General features: G+C 45.8%; 13 protein-coding genes. 2 read left to right on the top strand and 11 right to left on the bottom strand.

Going from position 1 to position 17925, the window contains the following annotated elements:
- Positions 1–438: 438 nt before the first annotated feature.
- The 9 genes from AC59JT_RS07105 to AC59JT_RS07065 form a co-directional block, all read right to left on the bottom strand.
- Positions 439–2100 carry an arylsulfatase gene (locus tag AC59JT_RS07105; RefSeq protein ID WP_497397212.1) on the bottom strand — a complete coding sequence of 554 codons (1662 nt, stop codon included), beginning with the start codon at positions 2098–2100 and terminating at the stop codon, positions 439–441.
- Between the two features lie 51 nt (positions 2101–2151).
- Positions 2152–3594, bottom strand: a complete 1443-nt coding sequence (locus AC59JT_RS07100) for a RagB/SusD family nutrient uptake outer membrane protein (RefSeq protein ID WP_497397210.1) — start codon at positions 3592–3594, stop codon at positions 2152–2154.
- Between the two features lie 21 nt (positions 3595–3615).
- Positions 3616–6969, bottom strand: a complete 3354-nt coding sequence (locus AC59JT_RS07095; protein ID WP_497397208.1) for a SusC/RagA family TonB-linked outer membrane protein — start codon at positions 6967–6969, stop codon at positions 3616–3618.
- A gap of 299 nt (positions 6970–7268) precedes the next feature.
- Entirely contained in the window at positions 7269–8432 is a 1164-nt protein-coding gene (locus AC59JT_RS07090; protein ID WP_497397206.1) for a FecR family protein, read from the bottom strand.
- Positions 8433–8490: 58 nt separating this feature from the next.
- Positions 8491–9072, bottom strand: coding sequence for an RNA polymerase sigma-70 factor (locus AC59JT_RS07085; protein ID WP_497397204.1), 582 nt, complete (start codon positions 9070–9072; stop codon positions 8491–8493).
- 625 nt (positions 9073–9697) lie between these two features.
- Positions 9698–10180 (bottom strand): DUF1281 family ferredoxin-like fold protein, encoded by a 483-nt coding sequence (locus AC59JT_RS07080; RefSeq protein ID WP_497397202.1) that lies wholly within the window; start codon positions 10178–10180, stop codon positions 9698–9700.
- Positions 10181–10267: 87 nt separating this feature from the next.
- Positions 10268–10642, bottom strand: a complete 375-nt coding sequence (locus AC59JT_RS07075; protein WP_497397200.1) for a hypothetical protein — start codon at positions 10640–10642, stop codon at positions 10268–10270.
- Between the two features lie 3 nt (positions 10643–10645).
- Positions 10646–11719 (bottom strand): DUF932 domain-containing protein, encoded by a 1074-nt coding sequence (locus AC59JT_RS07070; protein WP_497397198.1) that lies wholly within the window; start codon positions 11717–11719, stop codon positions 10646–10648.
- An 83-nt stretch (positions 11720–11802) separates the two neighbouring features.
- The gene (locus AC59JT_RS07065; protein ID WP_497397196.1) at positions 11803–12183 is read right to left on the bottom strand and encodes a single-stranded DNA-binding protein; all 381 of its coding nucleotides are present in this window, start codon (positions 12181–12183) and stop codon (positions 11803–11805) included.
- A 503-nt stretch (positions 12184–12686) separates the two neighbouring features.
- On the opposite strand from AC59JT_RS07065, the gene AC59JT_RS07060 reads away from it, so the two are divergent.
- Together AC59JT_RS07060 and AC59JT_RS07055 are read left to right on the top strand one after the other, a co-directional pair.
- The gene (locus AC59JT_RS07060) at positions 12687–13031 is read left to right on the top strand and encodes a single-stranded DNA-binding protein (protein WP_497397194.1); all 345 of its coding nucleotides are present in this window, start codon (positions 12687–12689) and stop codon (positions 13029–13031) included.
- A 1-nt stretch (position 13032) separates the two neighbouring features.
- Positions 13033–13905, top strand: coding sequence for a magnesium chelatase domain-containing protein (locus AC59JT_RS07055; protein ID WP_497397192.1), 873 nt, complete (start codon positions 13033–13035; stop codon positions 13903–13905).
- A gap of 53 nt (positions 13906–13958) precedes the next feature.
- Here AC59JT_RS07055 and AC59JT_RS07050 read toward each other — a convergent pair whose 3' ends face one another.
- Both AC59JT_RS07050 and AC59JT_RS07045 read right to left on the bottom strand, forming a co-directional pair.
- On the bottom strand, positions 13959–16244 hold the full coding sequence (locus AC59JT_RS07050; RefSeq protein ID WP_497397190.1) for an FAD-dependent oxidoreductase: 2286 nt from the start codon (positions 16242–16244) through the stop codon (positions 13959–13961).
- 15 nt (positions 16245–16259) lie between these two features.
- Positions 16260–17921 (bottom strand): RagB/SusD family nutrient uptake outer membrane protein, encoded by a 1662-nt coding sequence (locus tag AC59JT_RS07045; RefSeq protein ID WP_497397188.1) that lies wholly within the window; start codon positions 17919–17921, stop codon positions 16260–16262.
- Positions 17922–17925 lie beyond the last annotated feature (4 nt).

Raw genomic sequence — 17925 nt, 5'->3', positions numbered from 1 at the left:
GCAATACAGATCACCACCGCGTACATAGCCGCAATACAAAAACATGATCAGAAAACAGCACGTAGCCACAGCCACTGCTATTAAAAACCAGGTATTTCATTTATAATTGGTCTCTGTTAAACAATTCCATCATCTTGGCAGGATGACGTTTTGGGTGGAATTGTCAACTTCAAAATAAACCATTATGGGTGAAGCCAATAGGTCATTTTGTGGTTATTTCGTCTCAAAATTTCCATTGTTTTTACCTGTATTTTGAGATGAATATTTCGATAAAAACGGATGGCGAAATCAGAAGATCATCCGAGCCATAAAACAGAAAAGCCGGTCGTTAGGCGACCGGCTTTCTGGGCTATTTATATTAAGAAACGTTTATCTCAAAAAGAGTATCATCAGGGTAGTCGATATAAAATAAGAGGCTTATAGATACTCCCCTTCTTATTAGTCGTTTGCGTATTTATTTGGATGATTAGCCACATTATCTTTAAACCGAGGGCCTTTAGGGAAAACCTGGTGACTGTTGGCCCAGTCCTGCCATTTTTTATCTAGAGCAGCTACAAGGTCGGCATGATCGGCGGTAAGGTTGTGTTTTTCGCTGCGGTCGTGCTCCAGGTCATACAGTTCCCATTTATTGGCCAGGGCGGCTTTAACTAGTTTCCAGTTTTTGTAGGTAACAGCGCAATGGCCTTCGTGTTCCCAATACAGGTATTCGTGGGTTTTACCGCTTCCGTTAACCAGTACAGGCAGCATGCTAATGCCTTCAGTAGGTGTTATACTACGACCTTTATAGGTTTTAGGATAACTGGCTTTTCCGGCATCGGCTACGGTAGCCATCAGGTCGGTAATATGGAAAGGCGTGCCATTAAATTTACCTTGCTGCTTTTTGATCATAGCCGGCCAGTAGGCTATCATCGGTGCAGCTATGCCACCTTCAAAAGTTTGATTTTTATATTTTTTGAAAGGAGTGTTCGATACATTGGCCCAGCCAAGGCCATAGGATATGGCGCCATACTTCATTCCATCGTTGATAGATGCCATCGGACCGCCGCCCAGTTCCTGGTAAGGCTCTGCACAAGCACCGTTATCCGACAGGAACATGATCAGCGTATTATTCAGCTTTCCTTGCTGTTTAAGTTTGGTTATCACTTTACCGATATTCAAATCCATACGATAAACCATAGCTGCGTAAACAGTCATGCGGTAGGCAACGTCTTTTTGTTGCTGCTCGGTCAACTCTTTCCATGGCCTCATTTCACGTTCCGCCGGTGCCCAATCAGGCTTCGCCAAACCCATTGCAACTTGTCTTTGCAATCGATCATACTTTATCGAGTCCCAGCCTTTTTTAAAGTACTTATCGCCCATTAGCTTAATATCCGCTTCGCGGGCTTGTAATGGCCAGTGCGGGGCATTAAACGCCAGGTACATAAAAAATGGCTTGGTATCTTTTTGTTCGCTAATAAATTTAACTGCATTATCGCCAAAGGCGTCGGTAGTATAATAATCAGCCGGGAAATCATACTGTGTTTCGCCATTATCGGCTGTTATACCGCGGGGCGGGAACGGATGAAAATAACTTGACGCGCCTGATAGGATACCATAGTAACGCTCAAAGCCACGCTGCAAAGGCCATTTTTCCTGCCCGTGCATACCCACGTGCCATTTACCAGTCATGTAGGTATGATAGCCGGCAGTTTTCATTACCTCGGCAATGGTTACGGTGTTTGGTGTTAAAAAGCCGCGATAGCCCGGTACACCTTCTTCGTTAACATTATTATCATTCGGGTCTTCAGACATATCGCCTATGCCCGCTTGGTGCGGATACAAACCCGTTAACAATGATGCACGCGTTGGGCAGCAACGGCCATTATTGTAAAAACTGCTTAGCCTTACACCGCCTTTGGCCAGCATATCAATATTGGGTGTGGGTATTTCGCTGCCGTAACAGCCAATGTCCGAAAAACCCATATCATCAGCCAAAATAATAATAACGTTGGGCTTGGCTGGTACTGTAGTTTTACGTTTAGCTGCGGTTTGGGCAAAACCGCTTAGGCCTTGCACCGTTAATACCGATAGCGTTAATGCAATAAAAATTCTTGTTCTCATATAGCTGTATTTAGGTAAGGGAGGCTGCAATATATACGGCCTCCCTTTTTATTAGTAACCGGTATTTTGCACCAGATTTTTGTTCGCATCAACTTCCGATTGCGGGAACGGGAAACGTACATGAAAAGCCTTAGCCGGCAAACCACGGTCGGTAGCGTTTTTCAGGAACAGGTCATTACGCAACAAGTCCTCGCGGCGTTTGCCCTCGCTGTAAAACTCCCAGCCACGTTCTTTAACCATAGCGGTTATAAAGGTAGCTTTATCCGGGAAATCGGCCAAAGTAAATGCGGTTAAGCCTGCACGGGTATGCACCTGGTTAAGTAGGTCCACCGCTTCCTGCGTTACCACCCCGCCCGACTGAACCAACGCTTCGGAGCGGCTAAGCAGGATATCGGCGTACCTTATAACGGGGAAATCATTAGCATGGTGGCGCTCATCGGCAGTAATATCAATAGGATATTTTAAGCTGCGCGGATTTTGATATTCAACGCCCGTAGTTAAGCTGATAACCGCACCGGTTGTGGTGGTGTATGATGCCAGGATGAGGTTACGCCTTTTATCATTAGCCGCAAAGGTGTTATAAAACGCCACCGGCATACAAACCTGCGTAGCCGTATTAAACACCGTGGTTGGGTACTGCGGCGGCAAAGCATTAGCCGTCCACACGTTGCCAAAGCCTATTTTGTTTATGGATGGATAAACATATATCATTTCCGGGTTGCCTTTGTTGGCTTTATCAAACAGGGCCACATAATCGGTTTGTATTTTGTATATGTTCAGATCCATTACCTGTTTGGCTGTCGCGGCGGCTTTTGCCCAGTTTTTGGTTTGCAGGTAAAACTTGGTTAACACACCCAGGGCCGCGCCGCGGGTTGCTTTGCCGGTAATGCCAATGGTAGGCGGCAGGTCGGCAGCGGCGGCTACCAGTTCGTTCTCAATAAACGTTAGCATCGTAGCCTCATCGGCTTTGGCTATGTTAAAATTATCGCTCGAGTTGGTAAAAGGCTTGGTGATCAACGGCACCGGCCCAAACCAGCCATACAGGTAGTTGTAGGATAAAGCGCGCAGAAAACGAGCCTCGGCAGTCATACTTGCTTTTTCGGCAGGGGTTAGCTCGGTATTGTCTTGTACTATCGAGAGGAAAATGTTAGCATCGCGTATGGTTTGGTAATTACGGGTATAAAACTGCGAAATGAAAGGGGCCGTAGGCAACCATGCAAATGATTGAAAAGGCAGCAGATCAATATTTAAAATACCGCGGTAATTTACCAGGTTATCGGCCGTTGCTTCTTCTACATAAATACGGTTAACGCCCGCGTCGCCAATAAGCTGCCCGTTGCCGTAAACACCGTTCAATAAAGCAACGGCGCCTTTTTTGGTTAACAGGAACGAGTCGGACAACTCGGAAGCCGGCGGGATGTTTAAGCCCTTTTTGCATCCCCCTGCCAGCACCAGGGCCAGGCAAAGTATCCAAATTTTATAATGAGTTTTCATGATGTTTTGATCTGTTTTGTTTTAGAATTTCACATTAAGTCCTAAAGAGTAGGTAGTGGCTGATGGATACGAATTACGATCAACCCTTACTATAGAGTTGGCGGTTGAGTTCACATCAGGATCGTAACCCATGTACTTGGTAAACGTTTTCAGGTTTTGGCCGCTTACAAATACCGTTGCCGAACGCAGGAATTTTACATTCTTAACCGGCAAACGGTATGAGAACATCACGTTACGGATGCGTACGTATGAGGCATCGCTAACCGTATACGAGTTTACGTTGCCACCGCCATATTTGGTAAAATCAACACTTGAAGGCCATTTGGCCGAGGTGTTGGTAGGTGTCCAGCGGTCAAGCACAGGCTCGGCCAGGCGGTTACGATAGGGGTCGTTAGGATATAAAGCGTCAACTAGGCCAAAGTTAAACAGCGAGAAATTTTGCGCGCCGTCAATAAATACGCTCAGGTCAAAATCGCCGTACGAGAACGAGTTGTTGATACCGAAAGTGTAATCAGGTAATGATTTGCCCAGCACCACGCGGTCGTTAGCATCAATTTTGCCGTCGCTATTTACATCGCGCCAGCGCGGAACTCCCGGAACGGCAACACCTTTTTGTGCCGAATTAGTTACTTCATCAGCAGTTTGAAATATGCCTTCGCTCTGGTAACCGAAGTAAGCGAACAACGGATCGCCCGGACGGGTAATGGCTGATGTGCCATACAAACTGCTAATAATAGATGGCACAGGGCCTGTACTGATCACTTCGTTTTTAAGTGTAGCGATATTGAACGAGGTATTCCATTTAAAAGCACCTGTAAAGTTTGCCGAATTTAACACCAACTCAAAACCACTGTTGCGTACTTTACCAACGTTACTTGTAATAGCGCCAAAACCGGTAGATATAGGGATAGGTAAGCTGATCAACAGATCTCGGGTATTTTTAACAAAGTAATCGGCCGAACCGCTTAATCTGCCACCAAAGAAACCAAAATCAAGGCCGGCATTAAACTGCTCGGTGGTTTCCCATTTCAAATCGGGGTTAGGTATACGGGTAGGGCCTACGGTTGATACTTGTGTGTTGCCAAAGTTAACCAGGCCGCCGCTGCCATAAGTTGCAAAAGCATTACCCACACCAATATCATCATTACCTATCTGGCCATAGCCCGCACGGAATTTCAGATCAGAAAAAATGTTGGTGTTGCGGATGAAATCCTCCTGCACCAAACGCCATGCTGCCGAGAACGATGGGAAGTAACCATAAGGGTGGTTCTGCCCGAAGTTTGATGAACCATCGGCACGAATAGAGGCCGTTAACAGGTATTTTTCGCCAAAGTTATAATTAACACGGGCCAGGTATGATATGAGCCTGCGTTTGGTGGTTAAGCTATTCAGGTCATCAAGGTTGGTATCGCCTAATTGCAAACTGTTGGTTTCTGTCAGGTCTGAAGGGAAACCGCGGATGGCACCGTTAAACCTGCGCAGGTCAAACTGCTGGTAGGTATACCCCCCCACCGCGCTGATGCTGTGCTTGCCAAATACTTTCTGGTAGTTAAGCAAAGCCTCCATTAACGAAGTAGTCAGCTCGCCGGTTAGGATGCTGGCACCGCCGTTAAAGCTGTTACCACGGTTGGTAATGGTACTTTGGTAAACATCGCGGCGTGTTGTGCTACGGTCAGATCCTAAAGTAACTTTGGCCGATAAGCCAGGGAGTATGGTATACTCGCCAAAAATATTACCGAAGGTGCGGTTGTTTACGCCTTTGGCAATAATGCCGTTAACCAAAGCAAACGGGTTATCCAATGTTACCGAAACAAACTGTCCGCTCTCAGGGCGCACATAGCTTCCGTTAGGGTTAAACACCTGGAATATTGGCGGTATAGCTATAGCAGCGTTAATAACGTCGGCATCCTGATTTACAGAACTGCTGGCTGTAGGTACCTGCTGATCTTCCAACACCGAAGTATTGATATTAATGCCAAATTTAAACTGTTCACTTGCGCGGTGTTCTAAATTAACACGGCCCTGGTAGCGTTTAAATGAGGTATTGCGCAAAATACCATCCTGGTTATTGTAGTTAAACGAGGTGAAAAATATGGTTTTACCCGAACCACCCGACAGCGACAGGTTATGATCCTGCGTATAAGCACGACGGAAAACAACATCCTGCCAATCAACACCTTCACCAATAGCGGCAATTTGCGAAGCTGAAAATGGCTGAACCGCACCACGTGCAGAGGCCAGTTGATTCATGGCGTTAATATATTCGGTTGTATTGAGCAGTTTTAGCTTACGTTGAACGGTGGCCATACTACCGGTAAGGTTATACTCCACATTCAGCTTGCCGTCTTTACCTTTTTTGGTAGTGATCAAAACCACACCGTTGGCGCCACGCGAACCGTAAATAGCCGTAGCCGAGGCGTCTTTCAAAATCTCGATAGATTCGATATCGGCAGGGTTAAGCGCGTTTAGGGGGTTTGCCGGAGGTGGTTCGCCGTTAAAGCCAATACCGTTAGCCACCACAGGCGCGGCATTGTTTATGGGGAAGCCGTCAATAACATACAAAGGCTCGTTACCCGCGTTGATGGAGCCCGAACCGCGAATACGGATGGACACGCCACCACCCGGAGCCGAGCTTGACTGCGTTACCTGCACACCTGCCGCGCGGCCCTGTATTAACTGCGCAACCGAAGTGTTGGTGCTGCCTTTGTTAAAATCGGCACTTTTTAGGGATACTACAGATCCGGTCAGATCGCTTTTGCGGGCGCTGCCGTAGCCAATAACTACCACGCTGTTCAGGTCGGTAATTACTTCTTTCAGTACAATGTTTAGTTCGGTTTTACCGCTTATGCTTATTTCCTGCGTGGCATAACCGGTGAAGGAGATAACCAGCACGGCGTTATCGGCAATATCATTCAAACTAAAATCGCCATTACCATCGCTCATCACGCCTTTGCTGGTACCCTTAACCAAAATACTGGCACCGGGTAACGACTGGCCTTTCTCATCTTTAATATGGCCTTTAATATCTACTGCCGGGGCATCGCTTTTTGAGCTGCCTTGCGTTCCGGCATCTTTGTCCGGCGAAGTCGTTGTAATAATAATGACCTTATTTTTGATCTCGTAATTAAGCGCATACTGTTTGCAAATAGCCGGCAGTACTACCTTAAGGTCCTGGTTGGTGAAGTGCGCTTCTATTGAGGGCGCTTTTTCAACCACATTTTTATCATACAAAAAATAATAGCCTGTTTGCCTGCGCATTTCGTTAAGCAGGCTTTTTAAGCTACTGCCCCGCGTGTTAATGGTCACGTTTTGCGCGTAGGTTGAAGCACTTACCTCCATAACAAAGGCCAAAAGAATAAGGCTGGTTAACTTCATTATCAAAAATGTTTTCTGGACGTGTTTTTTAAGATACGGTGATGCCATAGCATCTCCCCACTGCAAAACATTAGCTTTGCAATGTATTTTTACTTTCATACATTTGATTGTTTAATGGTTAGTTTTGATGCAGGGATGTAACATCCCCAATAACTCGTCAGGGCATAACCAAAGAACTTTAAAGCTTGCCGGCTGGTACCCGGTGAGCTTATCTTTTTTATACCCTTTTGTTTTTTGCTGATGTAGGGTTATCTCATACTTTCGTTCTCGCTTTAATTTAGGTTATCAATACGGGTTAATTAATTGGTTTTCTCTATAGTTATTGTGCCGCCGCTCAGGCTACACTTAACGGCATGGGTTGATTCTAATAATTCAAGCACCGAAGCTATATCGCTGTTGCGCGGCAGCACCCCGGTGAAGGCGGCTACCGGCATTTCGCCTTTGTAAACTACTTTGGCGTTATACCAGCGGGCAATGTCTTTCATGGCTACGGTCAGGTCGGTATTGTCAAGCAAAAACAGGCCCTCTTTCCAGGCCATTACGGTTTCCAGGTTGGCTTGCTGCACGGCCATTTGGCCGCCTTTGTTCAGCACTGCCTGCTGGCCCGGTACTATGCGCACCTGTTTGTTGCCATGTTTTACCGCTACAGAACCTTCAAGCAACGTGGTTTGCTGTTCGTCGCGGTCAGCGTAGGTTGATACGTTGAAATGCGTACCCAATACCTCAACCTGCGATTGCCCTGCATCAACAATAAAAGGCAAACGGCTTTTGCCATTGCCTATATACTTTTTAGCTACTTCAAAATAAGCCTCGCCTACCAGTTTTACGTAGCGACGTTTATTATCAAACTGCGTTGGGAAGGTTAACGACGATGCCGCGTTAAGCCAAACCCGGGTACCATCGGGCAAGGTCAACTGGTAGGTGCCTCCATTAGGTGTTGATATGGTATTTAAAGCTGATGCCGCGGATGTGTTATTAGCTGCAGTATATTGTAGTTTACCATCTGCTGTTTTGGTGATATTAGTGCTGCCTTGCTGCGCTATCAAGCCATTGTCGCGGTCGTTAAGTGCCACTACCGAACCATCCGCCAGTTTAAGATAAGCCTTATTGCCGCCGGCCTGTAAAGTATTTGGCGCAGGTTTTTCTGCCACTAATGGTGGTTGAGGCTTAACGGGAGATTTATAAAACACCCAGGCAGCACTTATGGCTAACAAAATAGCAGCAGCGGCAGTCCACTTATAAAACTGCGCGTAAATAGTGCGGCGCGGTGCGGGATCAACGTGGCTCATCAGGTTGGTCAACATGCGCTGGCTTGTTGCATCTTTTTCCTCATCGTTAAGTTGAGGCACATCAGCATGATCCTGGTGGCTTTGTAATAATTTTTGAACGAGTTCTTCCTCGCGGGGCGTGGCCTCGCCGGCAATGTACTTATCTAATAAGGCTTTAAATTGTTGCTTTTCCAATTTGAGGGCTTTTATACTAAGAGTAAAAAAAGCGAGGTATCCCTACCTCCTCCTCAAATTATTTTTTTAGTAGTAGTAAAAAGAGTTCGACAGCGGCTACGTGTTTTAAATTAACACGAAGTACACGCAGCGCTTTTGTCAGGTGTTTTTCAACTGCCTTGGTGGAGATGTTCAAATGTTCGGCAATTTGCTTGTGGGTAAGATGCTCCTCGCGACTTAGCTTGTAAACGGTTTTACATTGTGGCGATAGTTGCTCAACAATATTGCCTACCTGCGTCTGTAGTTCGCGAAACTCAAGGTCCTGTAACGCAGGTGTGGTCAGCAAATGATGGTATAATTCATCAAACACATCTTCATACAACTTTTGATCTTTAATACTACGCAACACCTGGAAACGCACCGAAGCGTGCAAATATGAATTAAGCGAGTTGTTAATGTTGATATGGCCGCGGGCGTTCCACAGGTTAATAAATATCTCCTGTACAGCATCCTCAGCAAGCTCTTTACATTTAGCCAGCGCCCAGGCACTTTTATAAAGTTTGTACCAGTAGGCCTCATAAATTTCTGACAACGCAGCCACATCGCCGTCGTTTAAACGGGCGATCAGAGACACTTCGTCCTGAACATGGTTAGTATACATAGTTTATGAATTGGTGTTGCTAATATAATAATTTCAATAGCTTATCAAGCGGTATTAATTAGCGGCGATGAATTTATAAAAAAGTATCATAACATTCAAAATACTATATGGCTGTGTTATTTTGAAGGTATAATAATAATCTTTGATCTATCAATTTAAGCTGAAGCGATTTCGGGATTGGCTAAAAACAAAAAATGCCACCCATTTCATGGGCGGCATTTGTGTTGGCGGTGAGGGAGGGATTAATGTTATTGATCCCGTATAAGGGGAGGCTTCACCCTTAATGCCGCCGCTAATGCGTCTGTCATTTTTAGCTTTAGCGCTTTTCTGAATAAATTCAGATCGCACTAAAACTAAAAATGCCACCCATTTCATGGGCGGCATTTGTGTTGGCGGTGAGGGAGGGATTTGAACCCATCGCCGTATATTCCTGTAAATGAAAAACTTACTTAAACGTCAATATTTGAACTACACGAATAGCTCACTTCTATATTTTGGGTATCTCAAATCTTCTATTACAAATATATTAAAGTCCAGTATAAATACGATCTCTTACTAAATAAAAACCGCCTCGTATTGTGAAATACGAGGCGGTTTTAGCTGAATACACAGCTACGTGTACAAATCAGCGATTTTCAATGTTCGACGAGGACTCTTTTCGCCTATTCAAAAGTAGTTCCAGTATGTCGCTATCATTTTCATAACTGTCCCCCTCGAACAAATAACACTCTGTTACCTCATCAAAGGAATACTTACCGAAGTCCTCAATATCAAGGGATAGATCCCGGATCTCACCGTCTGAATAAACAGCTTCCCCATAAATTCCATTAGCCGTTTCTTCATACCGAAATAAGAAATCAACTTTGAAATGATCCGCTATCTCTTTCATGGTGTCCAAATTTGGCGACCATTTGGTGACGTAATATAAAACGTCATCTGTCATTTCCATATCGAAAAAAAACTCCCCTTGCTTTTTTACGAAGGGTGGTATCTGTCCTATATAATTCTCGCTGTATTTCGAGCGCATATCCGAAAATAACTTTTGAATGTTACTAATTTGTACGTCATTCCCTTGGAATGTAACCGTATTAAAACACCAGTTTGCCATATTTATTAGTTTAATGACCGGCTCATATGCCGATCGTCCAAATACATTAATAGATCATTGCTATCGCTAAGCTTTGTTACCTTCCCTTCAAAAGAATAACAGATCAACCGCAGGTTTAAATTTGGGGTCGATGTGTCTGTTTAGGGTTACGTATTGTATAAGCGCATGCGCCGTAAAAATTGCCGTGTACCCGCCAAATAACTGATCAGAGAATACTGCCGCACTTTTGTACAGATCTTTAGGATATCTGCCCATAACACGCTGCACCTCTTCAGCCAGTTCAAACCAAAAGTCCACACCGAACATTTGATCCTTCCATTCGGCGGTAATACGCTCACGGTCATTTAAGACCGTCTCTGTGAGTTCATTGAGATACCCTAAAAATTCGGGTATCTCATTGTTCAATAAACTGTGCAAAAGCCTTGCTTTCTGCACGTTGGTCAAAAGCTTTAATGGTTGCATGATCTAGCTCTTAATAAAGTTCAAAGCATCAGCACCGTTTTTTTCAAAGTTGCCGCAAAGGTCAAACGCGACCTGTGCCCTTTGTTTGGCCGTGCCGTCCATGATAGACCTGAATTTTGCGTCGCCGTCTTTGAAGTTCCTGACATTTTGATAGTAGCCTGTGATCGCATTGTATGCACCGAACAAGGTGCCTGCGGTGGTTTCCATTTGTTGGGTGGAATTACCCAGCGCATACTCGTAAGCGTTATCTACGATATTGGTATAGGTCGTTGATAATTTATCTACCAACCCTAACTCCAGGTTACTGATCACTTCCTTATTTGGTGCCATAGCGATCTGTATCAGTTTCTTTAGTTGCTGGTCATTGATACGGACCCTTGTCCAGTGATTGAACAATTGTTCTAATTCCTGTCCTGCGGCCTGCGAGATCCCCATAAGTGTATGCGCCTGTTTCAAACGGTCATTTGCTGACGATGTATGACGTATTTTAATGCCATTGGAATGGTTGCGCATGGCAGCGTTCAGAGTGTTATTGCAAACGATACGGATCGGGGTAAATGCGGCTGTGATACTGCCGAAACCATCGTGTGATGTGGTTAGAAATAAGTATTGCTCAATTAAGTCCTGCTTACCCACTTTGATATAATCGGGAAGTTTGGCAGTGATAAAAATACGCTCACCTTTACCCAGTGCGCCTGCGGTCTCGTATTTGATCCCGTTGCCTCCTCCTACAATGGCGTCAAAGAACTGAAAAGCATCGGCATTTTGTACTACTTCATAATCTTTACCGACCACACCTAAAACGGTGTGGTTATCATTACGAACGGTAGCGAAATAATTACCTACCTCTGTTTTTGGTAATGCGACGGTTTCGTCCATATCCAACCACTCGTTAGGCAAGCTATTGGTGAACAGCGGCCTTTTTTCTACTGTGTAGTCCAAGCCCGCAAAGCGTATCGCCTCCGCACTGGTCGGATGTTCTTCCACGATCTGACCTAAACCGTGCCACGCTTTTTCCTTTACGCTAAAGAAACTGTGTTTTTCTGTTTGCTCGTTATAATTAATATTGTGTGCCATGATATTCGTTTTTTATTGTTCAAAATTCAGTTACATTGTGCAGGAAACCTGCCTTTTAGCCGTTTACAAACGGCTGTAAACGTTTAGTTAAATTGCTCGCTCGGTTTGATCACGCTTCTATTGTTGCCTTTCCTTGCAGGCTTGCTTTGTGATTTGTTGTCTGACTTGGTGAGCATATTGATCTGCTCTGTGCGAAACTTTAGACTTGCCTGCGCTTCTCCGTCTTTGTTTACCCACGGCTCAGCGGTCATAAAGCCATATAGCTGAACGACCATGCCTTTTGTTAAATAAGGTGCGATGGCATTGGTGCGCCAGTAGGTACACTCCACATAAGCGGTTTCCTCTTTGCGTTCACCCTGCGACTGGTAAGTACGACTAACCGCTACCCTGAACCCTGTTACATTTTTGTCTGCGCTTACCGCTCTCACTGTAGCATTTGCTACTAATCTTCCTGTAATTTCCATGACGTTTTGTTTTCAAATGAATAAATCTGTTCGTTCATTCTTCCCGTCCCCATCTGCTTTGCGACCCTCCCCGGGGTAGTTTTTTTCAAAGAAAAAAGAGTAAAAAAGAAAGCAATTGGTGGTGTAAGCGTGAGGAAACGGGAGAACTATAAGTCCCGAAGGGTGACCGCAGCGGAGCAAAGGTCATTATGCGTTCGTACGTGTCCGCGCTTACGACCTCCGCGTCCTTTTTTACTCTTGTTTCTGGGAATAACTTTTTGTTATTTTTTGTCTTTCTGATCATGCGGCACACCTTGGGTGCGGCATCACGCCGGGGCTTTTGCAGCGTAGCGAAAATGCCGGGAGGCGGCGGTAGGGATCGCAGCGGCATCCTCCGCAGGAGATACAGTGGAGAGCCCGGGCCGAAGGTACCGCCCTACTCGTTTATAAACGGCTATAAACGTTTATTTGAATGCCTTTTAGCTTCAATGTATCCAATTTTGTCTCAACAAATTTTATAGCTCATGAATAATTTAAGCAACAGCGTGCGGTTGACCGGGAGGTTGGGCGCGGCACCCGAATTGAAGGAATTGGAGAATGACACGAAGGTGGCTAAGCTGAGCCTGGCGACCAATCATTATCGTAAAAATGGCAGTGGTGAGGCGGTGCAGGAGACGCATTGGCATCAATTGGTTTTGTGGAATAAACAGGCGGAACTGGCCGAAAAACATTTGACGAAAGGCAGCCAGATCGCTATCGAAGGTCGCTTGGCGAACCGTATTTACACGGATAAAGATAGCGTTAAGCATTCGGTGACGGAGATCGTTGTGAATGAGTTGATGTGGTTCGGCAAGACGCAGGAAAATTGAGATGACGGTCAGTGTGGACAGTGCCGCGTTGACCGGGATCGACGCGGCTATTATTAACGTAGAGACCCGCATTTGCGCGGGTCTCAGTTATTTTATCGTGGGCCTGGCGGGCGAAGCGGTCAAGGAGAGTTTGTTCCGGGTCGAAAGCGCGATCACTTCGTCGGGTTTTGATATGCCGCGACAAAAGATCCTGATCAGCCTGGCACCGGCGGGTATCCGTAAAGAAGGTGCTGTTTTCGATCTGCCGATCGCTTTAAGTGTGCTGGCGGCTTCCGGTCAGCTGGTTTTACCAGATGGCTATTTATTTACCGGAGAGCTTTCTTTGAGTGGCAGGTTGCGGCCTGTAAAAGGCGCTTTGTCGATGGCTATTGAGGCGCAGAAGAATGGTATTAAATGTTTTGTCGTACCCAAGGAGAACGCGATGGAGGCCGCTATGGTAAGCGACCTGAAGGTTTATGGTTTTGATACCTTACTGGAGGTCATAGAATTCCTGACTGCCCCTGATCAGATCAAGCCGGTATTCCCCCCTGATAGCGACTTGTTTACTCAACCAAAAGAATTGTACCACCTGGACTTTGCGGATGTCCGCGGTCAGGAACAGGTCAAGAAAGCATTGGAGATCATGGCGGCAGGTGGGCATAATGGTTTGTTGCTGGGGCCACCGGGAACCGGTAAAACCATGCTGGCCGGGCGGTTAAGCGGTATCCTCCCTCCTTTGGGTTTCCAGGAAGCGCTGGAGATCACCTGCAGAAAAATAGCTGATAAAAAGCGACAACCCGTTTATCCACCACGGAGTGGCACCGCCTGCCTCAAAAAAAGCTTGCCCATTTTTGCTACTTGCCCTTGTAAAAGTAAGCCCTATAGCGAATATTAGTATGGCAAAGATCGCCATTACGTAAAAGTCTAATGTAACCATATTCTAATTTTCTAGGCGTAACATCTTACCGCAAATAATGCTGCTGGGATGTGGCTGTCCGGGTGCTCTGTTTGAATACTTATTTTTTTTGTTTTTATGGGCGATGGCAAAGTAATAGAATTTCTTGTCTGGTAGTTACCCAGTTTGGAATATAACACTGTGCCTTCAGCATCGGTAATTTTATAGTTGCGCACGCAAAAAGGCATTACGCTTTCCGGGTGCGTCATAAGTACGCTTTCCATCGGGTGGTCAAGATCTGTATCAAATACTAATTCAAATTTGCTGATGTGTTGTTCCTCCGGCCATTCTAAAGTGACTGCCGGGCTACCGTCCAAAATATCGGCGACCCAGGCATTAGGTTGCAGTACCGGGCGTTCAACGCCATTGCTCAACGAATTGGCCTTGAATACCGCTAATGGGGGATCGAATTGCAAAGCTATATTATGACCTTCTGGCCTACGGCGAGGACACCAAAATTCGAACTCGTCAACGCCTATATCGGCCGTTGGTGTTTGTTTCCCATAATTTGACACGGCCTTGTTGATCAGGTTGAACACCGATAGCATGCCGGTAAAACGCTGCTGTGTAAATAATAGTTTCACACCAGCCGCACGCTGAAACACCAAAAAGTAGTAGCCTTGCTCACGTGCCGCAATTTCGAAATTCACTGTCAATTTCTGCTCCCCTACTTTCAACGGTATTACTTTGATAGCGAGCGTATCATCAGGCGTAAAATTACCGGCGATCGTGCTGCTTCGCAATTCCACTGTTAAGTCTCCGGCTTCCTCAACAGAAACAGCGAAGGTCACTTTCGGGAATGCCCCACCAGCCACCGGTATCAGCTGTGCAGATGCGGTATCAAGAGACAGCCACAAGGTATCATCGCTATTAACCATGTTACCTATACGCAGCTCACTGGTAGCGGTTATGGTCGCGCTTTGAACCAGATCCTGTGCATCATGCAATGACAGCCCGGGTATAAATTGACCTATTTTTAACAATTCAGTTTGTAGTACTTTAATTTTTCCACGCTCAATAATATCAGCAGGTAACAGCCGTTCGGCTTTGCAAAGTACTGCCGCCATAGCCACTGCCTGCGCAGCGTAGGCTGCAGTAGCCATTACCCGCGAAGAAGCGAATGCTACGTGACTGGCGCTAATTATACGCCCGGCCAAAAACAAATTAGATACATTTCGACTGTACAGGCAGCGGTAGGGGATCTGATACAAGCCTTTACTGTGCCATTGATTGCAGCCAGGCAATTCGCTAAATACGCCGTCGGCGGGATGTAGGTCAATAGACCAGCCGCCATATGCTACAGCATCAAAATGTTGACGTTGTTTTATAATGTCGTTTTGAGTAAGCATATATTCGCCTTCAAAACGACGGCTTTCACGCTTACCGGGAATAGTGCCTACCCACTCCAGGGTCAAGTTCTCCGCTTCGGGAAAATTGCCCGAGTTTTTAATGTAGTTCCAGGTGCCGTACACTACCTTCCACAACTCCCATTTGATCTGCTCAGTATCATGCACGGTATCGAGCCGGCCACCATACTCTATCCACCAGAGCTTGCAACCATACTCCTGCGTATTGAAACTGCGAAAGCGCGGTATGGTAGTTATGTCGGTCAAAGCAAATTCGGGAGCAACATATTTCACGGGGCGGCCGGTATCTTTCGAGTAAAAGTAAAGCGAATGACCTAATAATTCGCCATAAGCAGCGCTGGGTGCGAACTTTTCACCAAATTCGTCTTTACTTTCGGCGCCCATACGAAACGCGGCACCAGCCAAAAAAGCCACAATGCCATCGCCGGAAGCATCGCAAAATAAGCCGGCCCTCAAAACATACCTGGTGGAGTTCTGGCTGCAAAAACCTATCACCGCGGAGATATTCTCTCCATTTTCCTTTTCCACTTCATACACTGAGGTATTTAGCAATAGTTTGATATTCTTTTCCGCAACCACTTTGTCCAGCATGATACTGTCGAAGATCAGGGGGTTACCTTCAGGGTTACGGTAGGTATTTTCTACCAGTAATTCATCCACTACCCCACCTTCGCGTGCCCACCGATTGTTATTACCCATGTGCGAGGTCGCCCCCAGAACCCACAGCCGCACCTCGCTCGAGGCATTACCGCCCAACACTGGTCGGTCCTGCACTAGGGTAACCTCTAGTCCCGCCCGGGCTGCCGTTATAGCAGCGCAAACACCCGACAGCCCGCCGCCGACAATGACCAGGTCAGCACTTATTTCGATCAGCCTCAACTCACGTCTCTCGACAAATTCTTCTTTTAACATATAGATGTATTATTCTTATTTCCAGCCTGGATTCTGGCCTAGTCCGGGGTTAAGCGCGGTCTCGTTGTATGGTACCGCCCATAGATAATTCTTATTTGGATCAAATGTCCTTCTGTCAATAACATTTAATTTGGTGGCAAAGGCTTCGTATGAAGGGATATCATTACTATCGAACGTAGGTGTACCCGGGAATGGATAATCAACCTTATTCAACGGCACCCCATACATCGGCTTGTTGAAAACCACTTCTGCTATTTTCCACCGTAAAAGGTCCATGTATCTGCGACCTTCAAAGGCGAACTCGACTCTCCTTTCCCTACGTAAGATCCTGCGCAAGTCGGCTTGTACGGTTGTGGTAACTGCCGGATATTGTGTAATTGCTGTTGCAGCAACGCCATATCCCCTGGCTCTGACCTGATTAATAACGTCGAGTACCGACTGGTCTATTTGGTTCAGCTCTATTTTAGCTTCAGCGTAAATAAGCAGGATCTCGGCATAACGCATTACTATCTGATCAAGGTCAACTTTGCTATAATTGGCTAACTGACTGTCGTCTATAGTTTTTCGCCACAAATAGCCGGTATAGCTTGCAAATGGATTAGCGGCGCTTTTATTGTCCTTATTAGCTACCTTTTTATTGTCTTTGGTGCTGAACACCAAGGTACTGTCGGGATGATTTTGGTACACATAACCCAACCAGTTGATGCCGGGTGTAACGATGGTGGCTTTTAAACGCGGATCACGGTTATCAAATGGTTTCTTTGGATCGTACAAGGGTGACTTATCGATCGTTTTGCCATCTGTACATTCATAGCTATCAATAAGTTCTATGGTGGGTATGTTAGATGCAAAGCCGCCGGTCAATCGTGATAGCGTGTATTGAATGTCATAAGTAGTACTATACGTAACCGAGCGCGGAAAGGAGATCATAACTTCAGAACTATGCTGCCCGGCCCGCAAAAACAGATCACGATACGAAGGATAAAGGTTATAAACCTTTAAATTCATTACTTGCTGAGCAGCACTTACTGCAGTAGCCCAGTCATTTAAAGAGATGGCCAAACGTGCTTTAATACCTAAAGCAGTACCTTTTGTAAAATATTGCAAACCGGTCGTATAAGTAGCCGGCAATACTGAAGCTGCATGATCTAATTCAGCATACACAAATTTCAGCACTTCAGCGGCTGAGGTACGTTTGACCGTGCGCGAATCTTCTAACGACAGGGTGGTCGTTATCAACGGCACGTCGCCAAAGTGCATGACCAGCAAGCTGTATTCCCATGCGCGGGCAAAACGTGCCTGCGCCTCTACTTGCTTACGATATTCGGCTGTTATGTCATTTGCTTTGTTAATATTGTCTAAAATACCATTAGCTCTTGCGATGCCTTTATAGCACGTTAGCCACAGGGTATTGAAATTAGACGACTGTATGGTAGCCGTACCATGAATAATCTCATTGCCCTGGTTGGTACGGTTCCAAAAATTATCTGTCCATTCTTCTGAATCTTGCGTATAAAGAGCGCTGTTGTATAGCGCAGCAACAGCCGCGTCAAGCTCAGTTTTGTTGGAGTAAAATGTTTCGCTGCTCGGGCTATCAAGCGGGAAGCGGTCTAGTTTCTTACAGCTAACCACGGTGATCACCAGCGTGATGATGACAGGTATGTAATATCTTTTCATTGTT

The organism is Mucilaginibacter sp. A3364, from assembly GCF_059690715.1.
The sequence above is the reverse complement of the archived record's forward strand: the minus strand, read 5'-3'. Positions and strand labels throughout refer to the sequence as shown.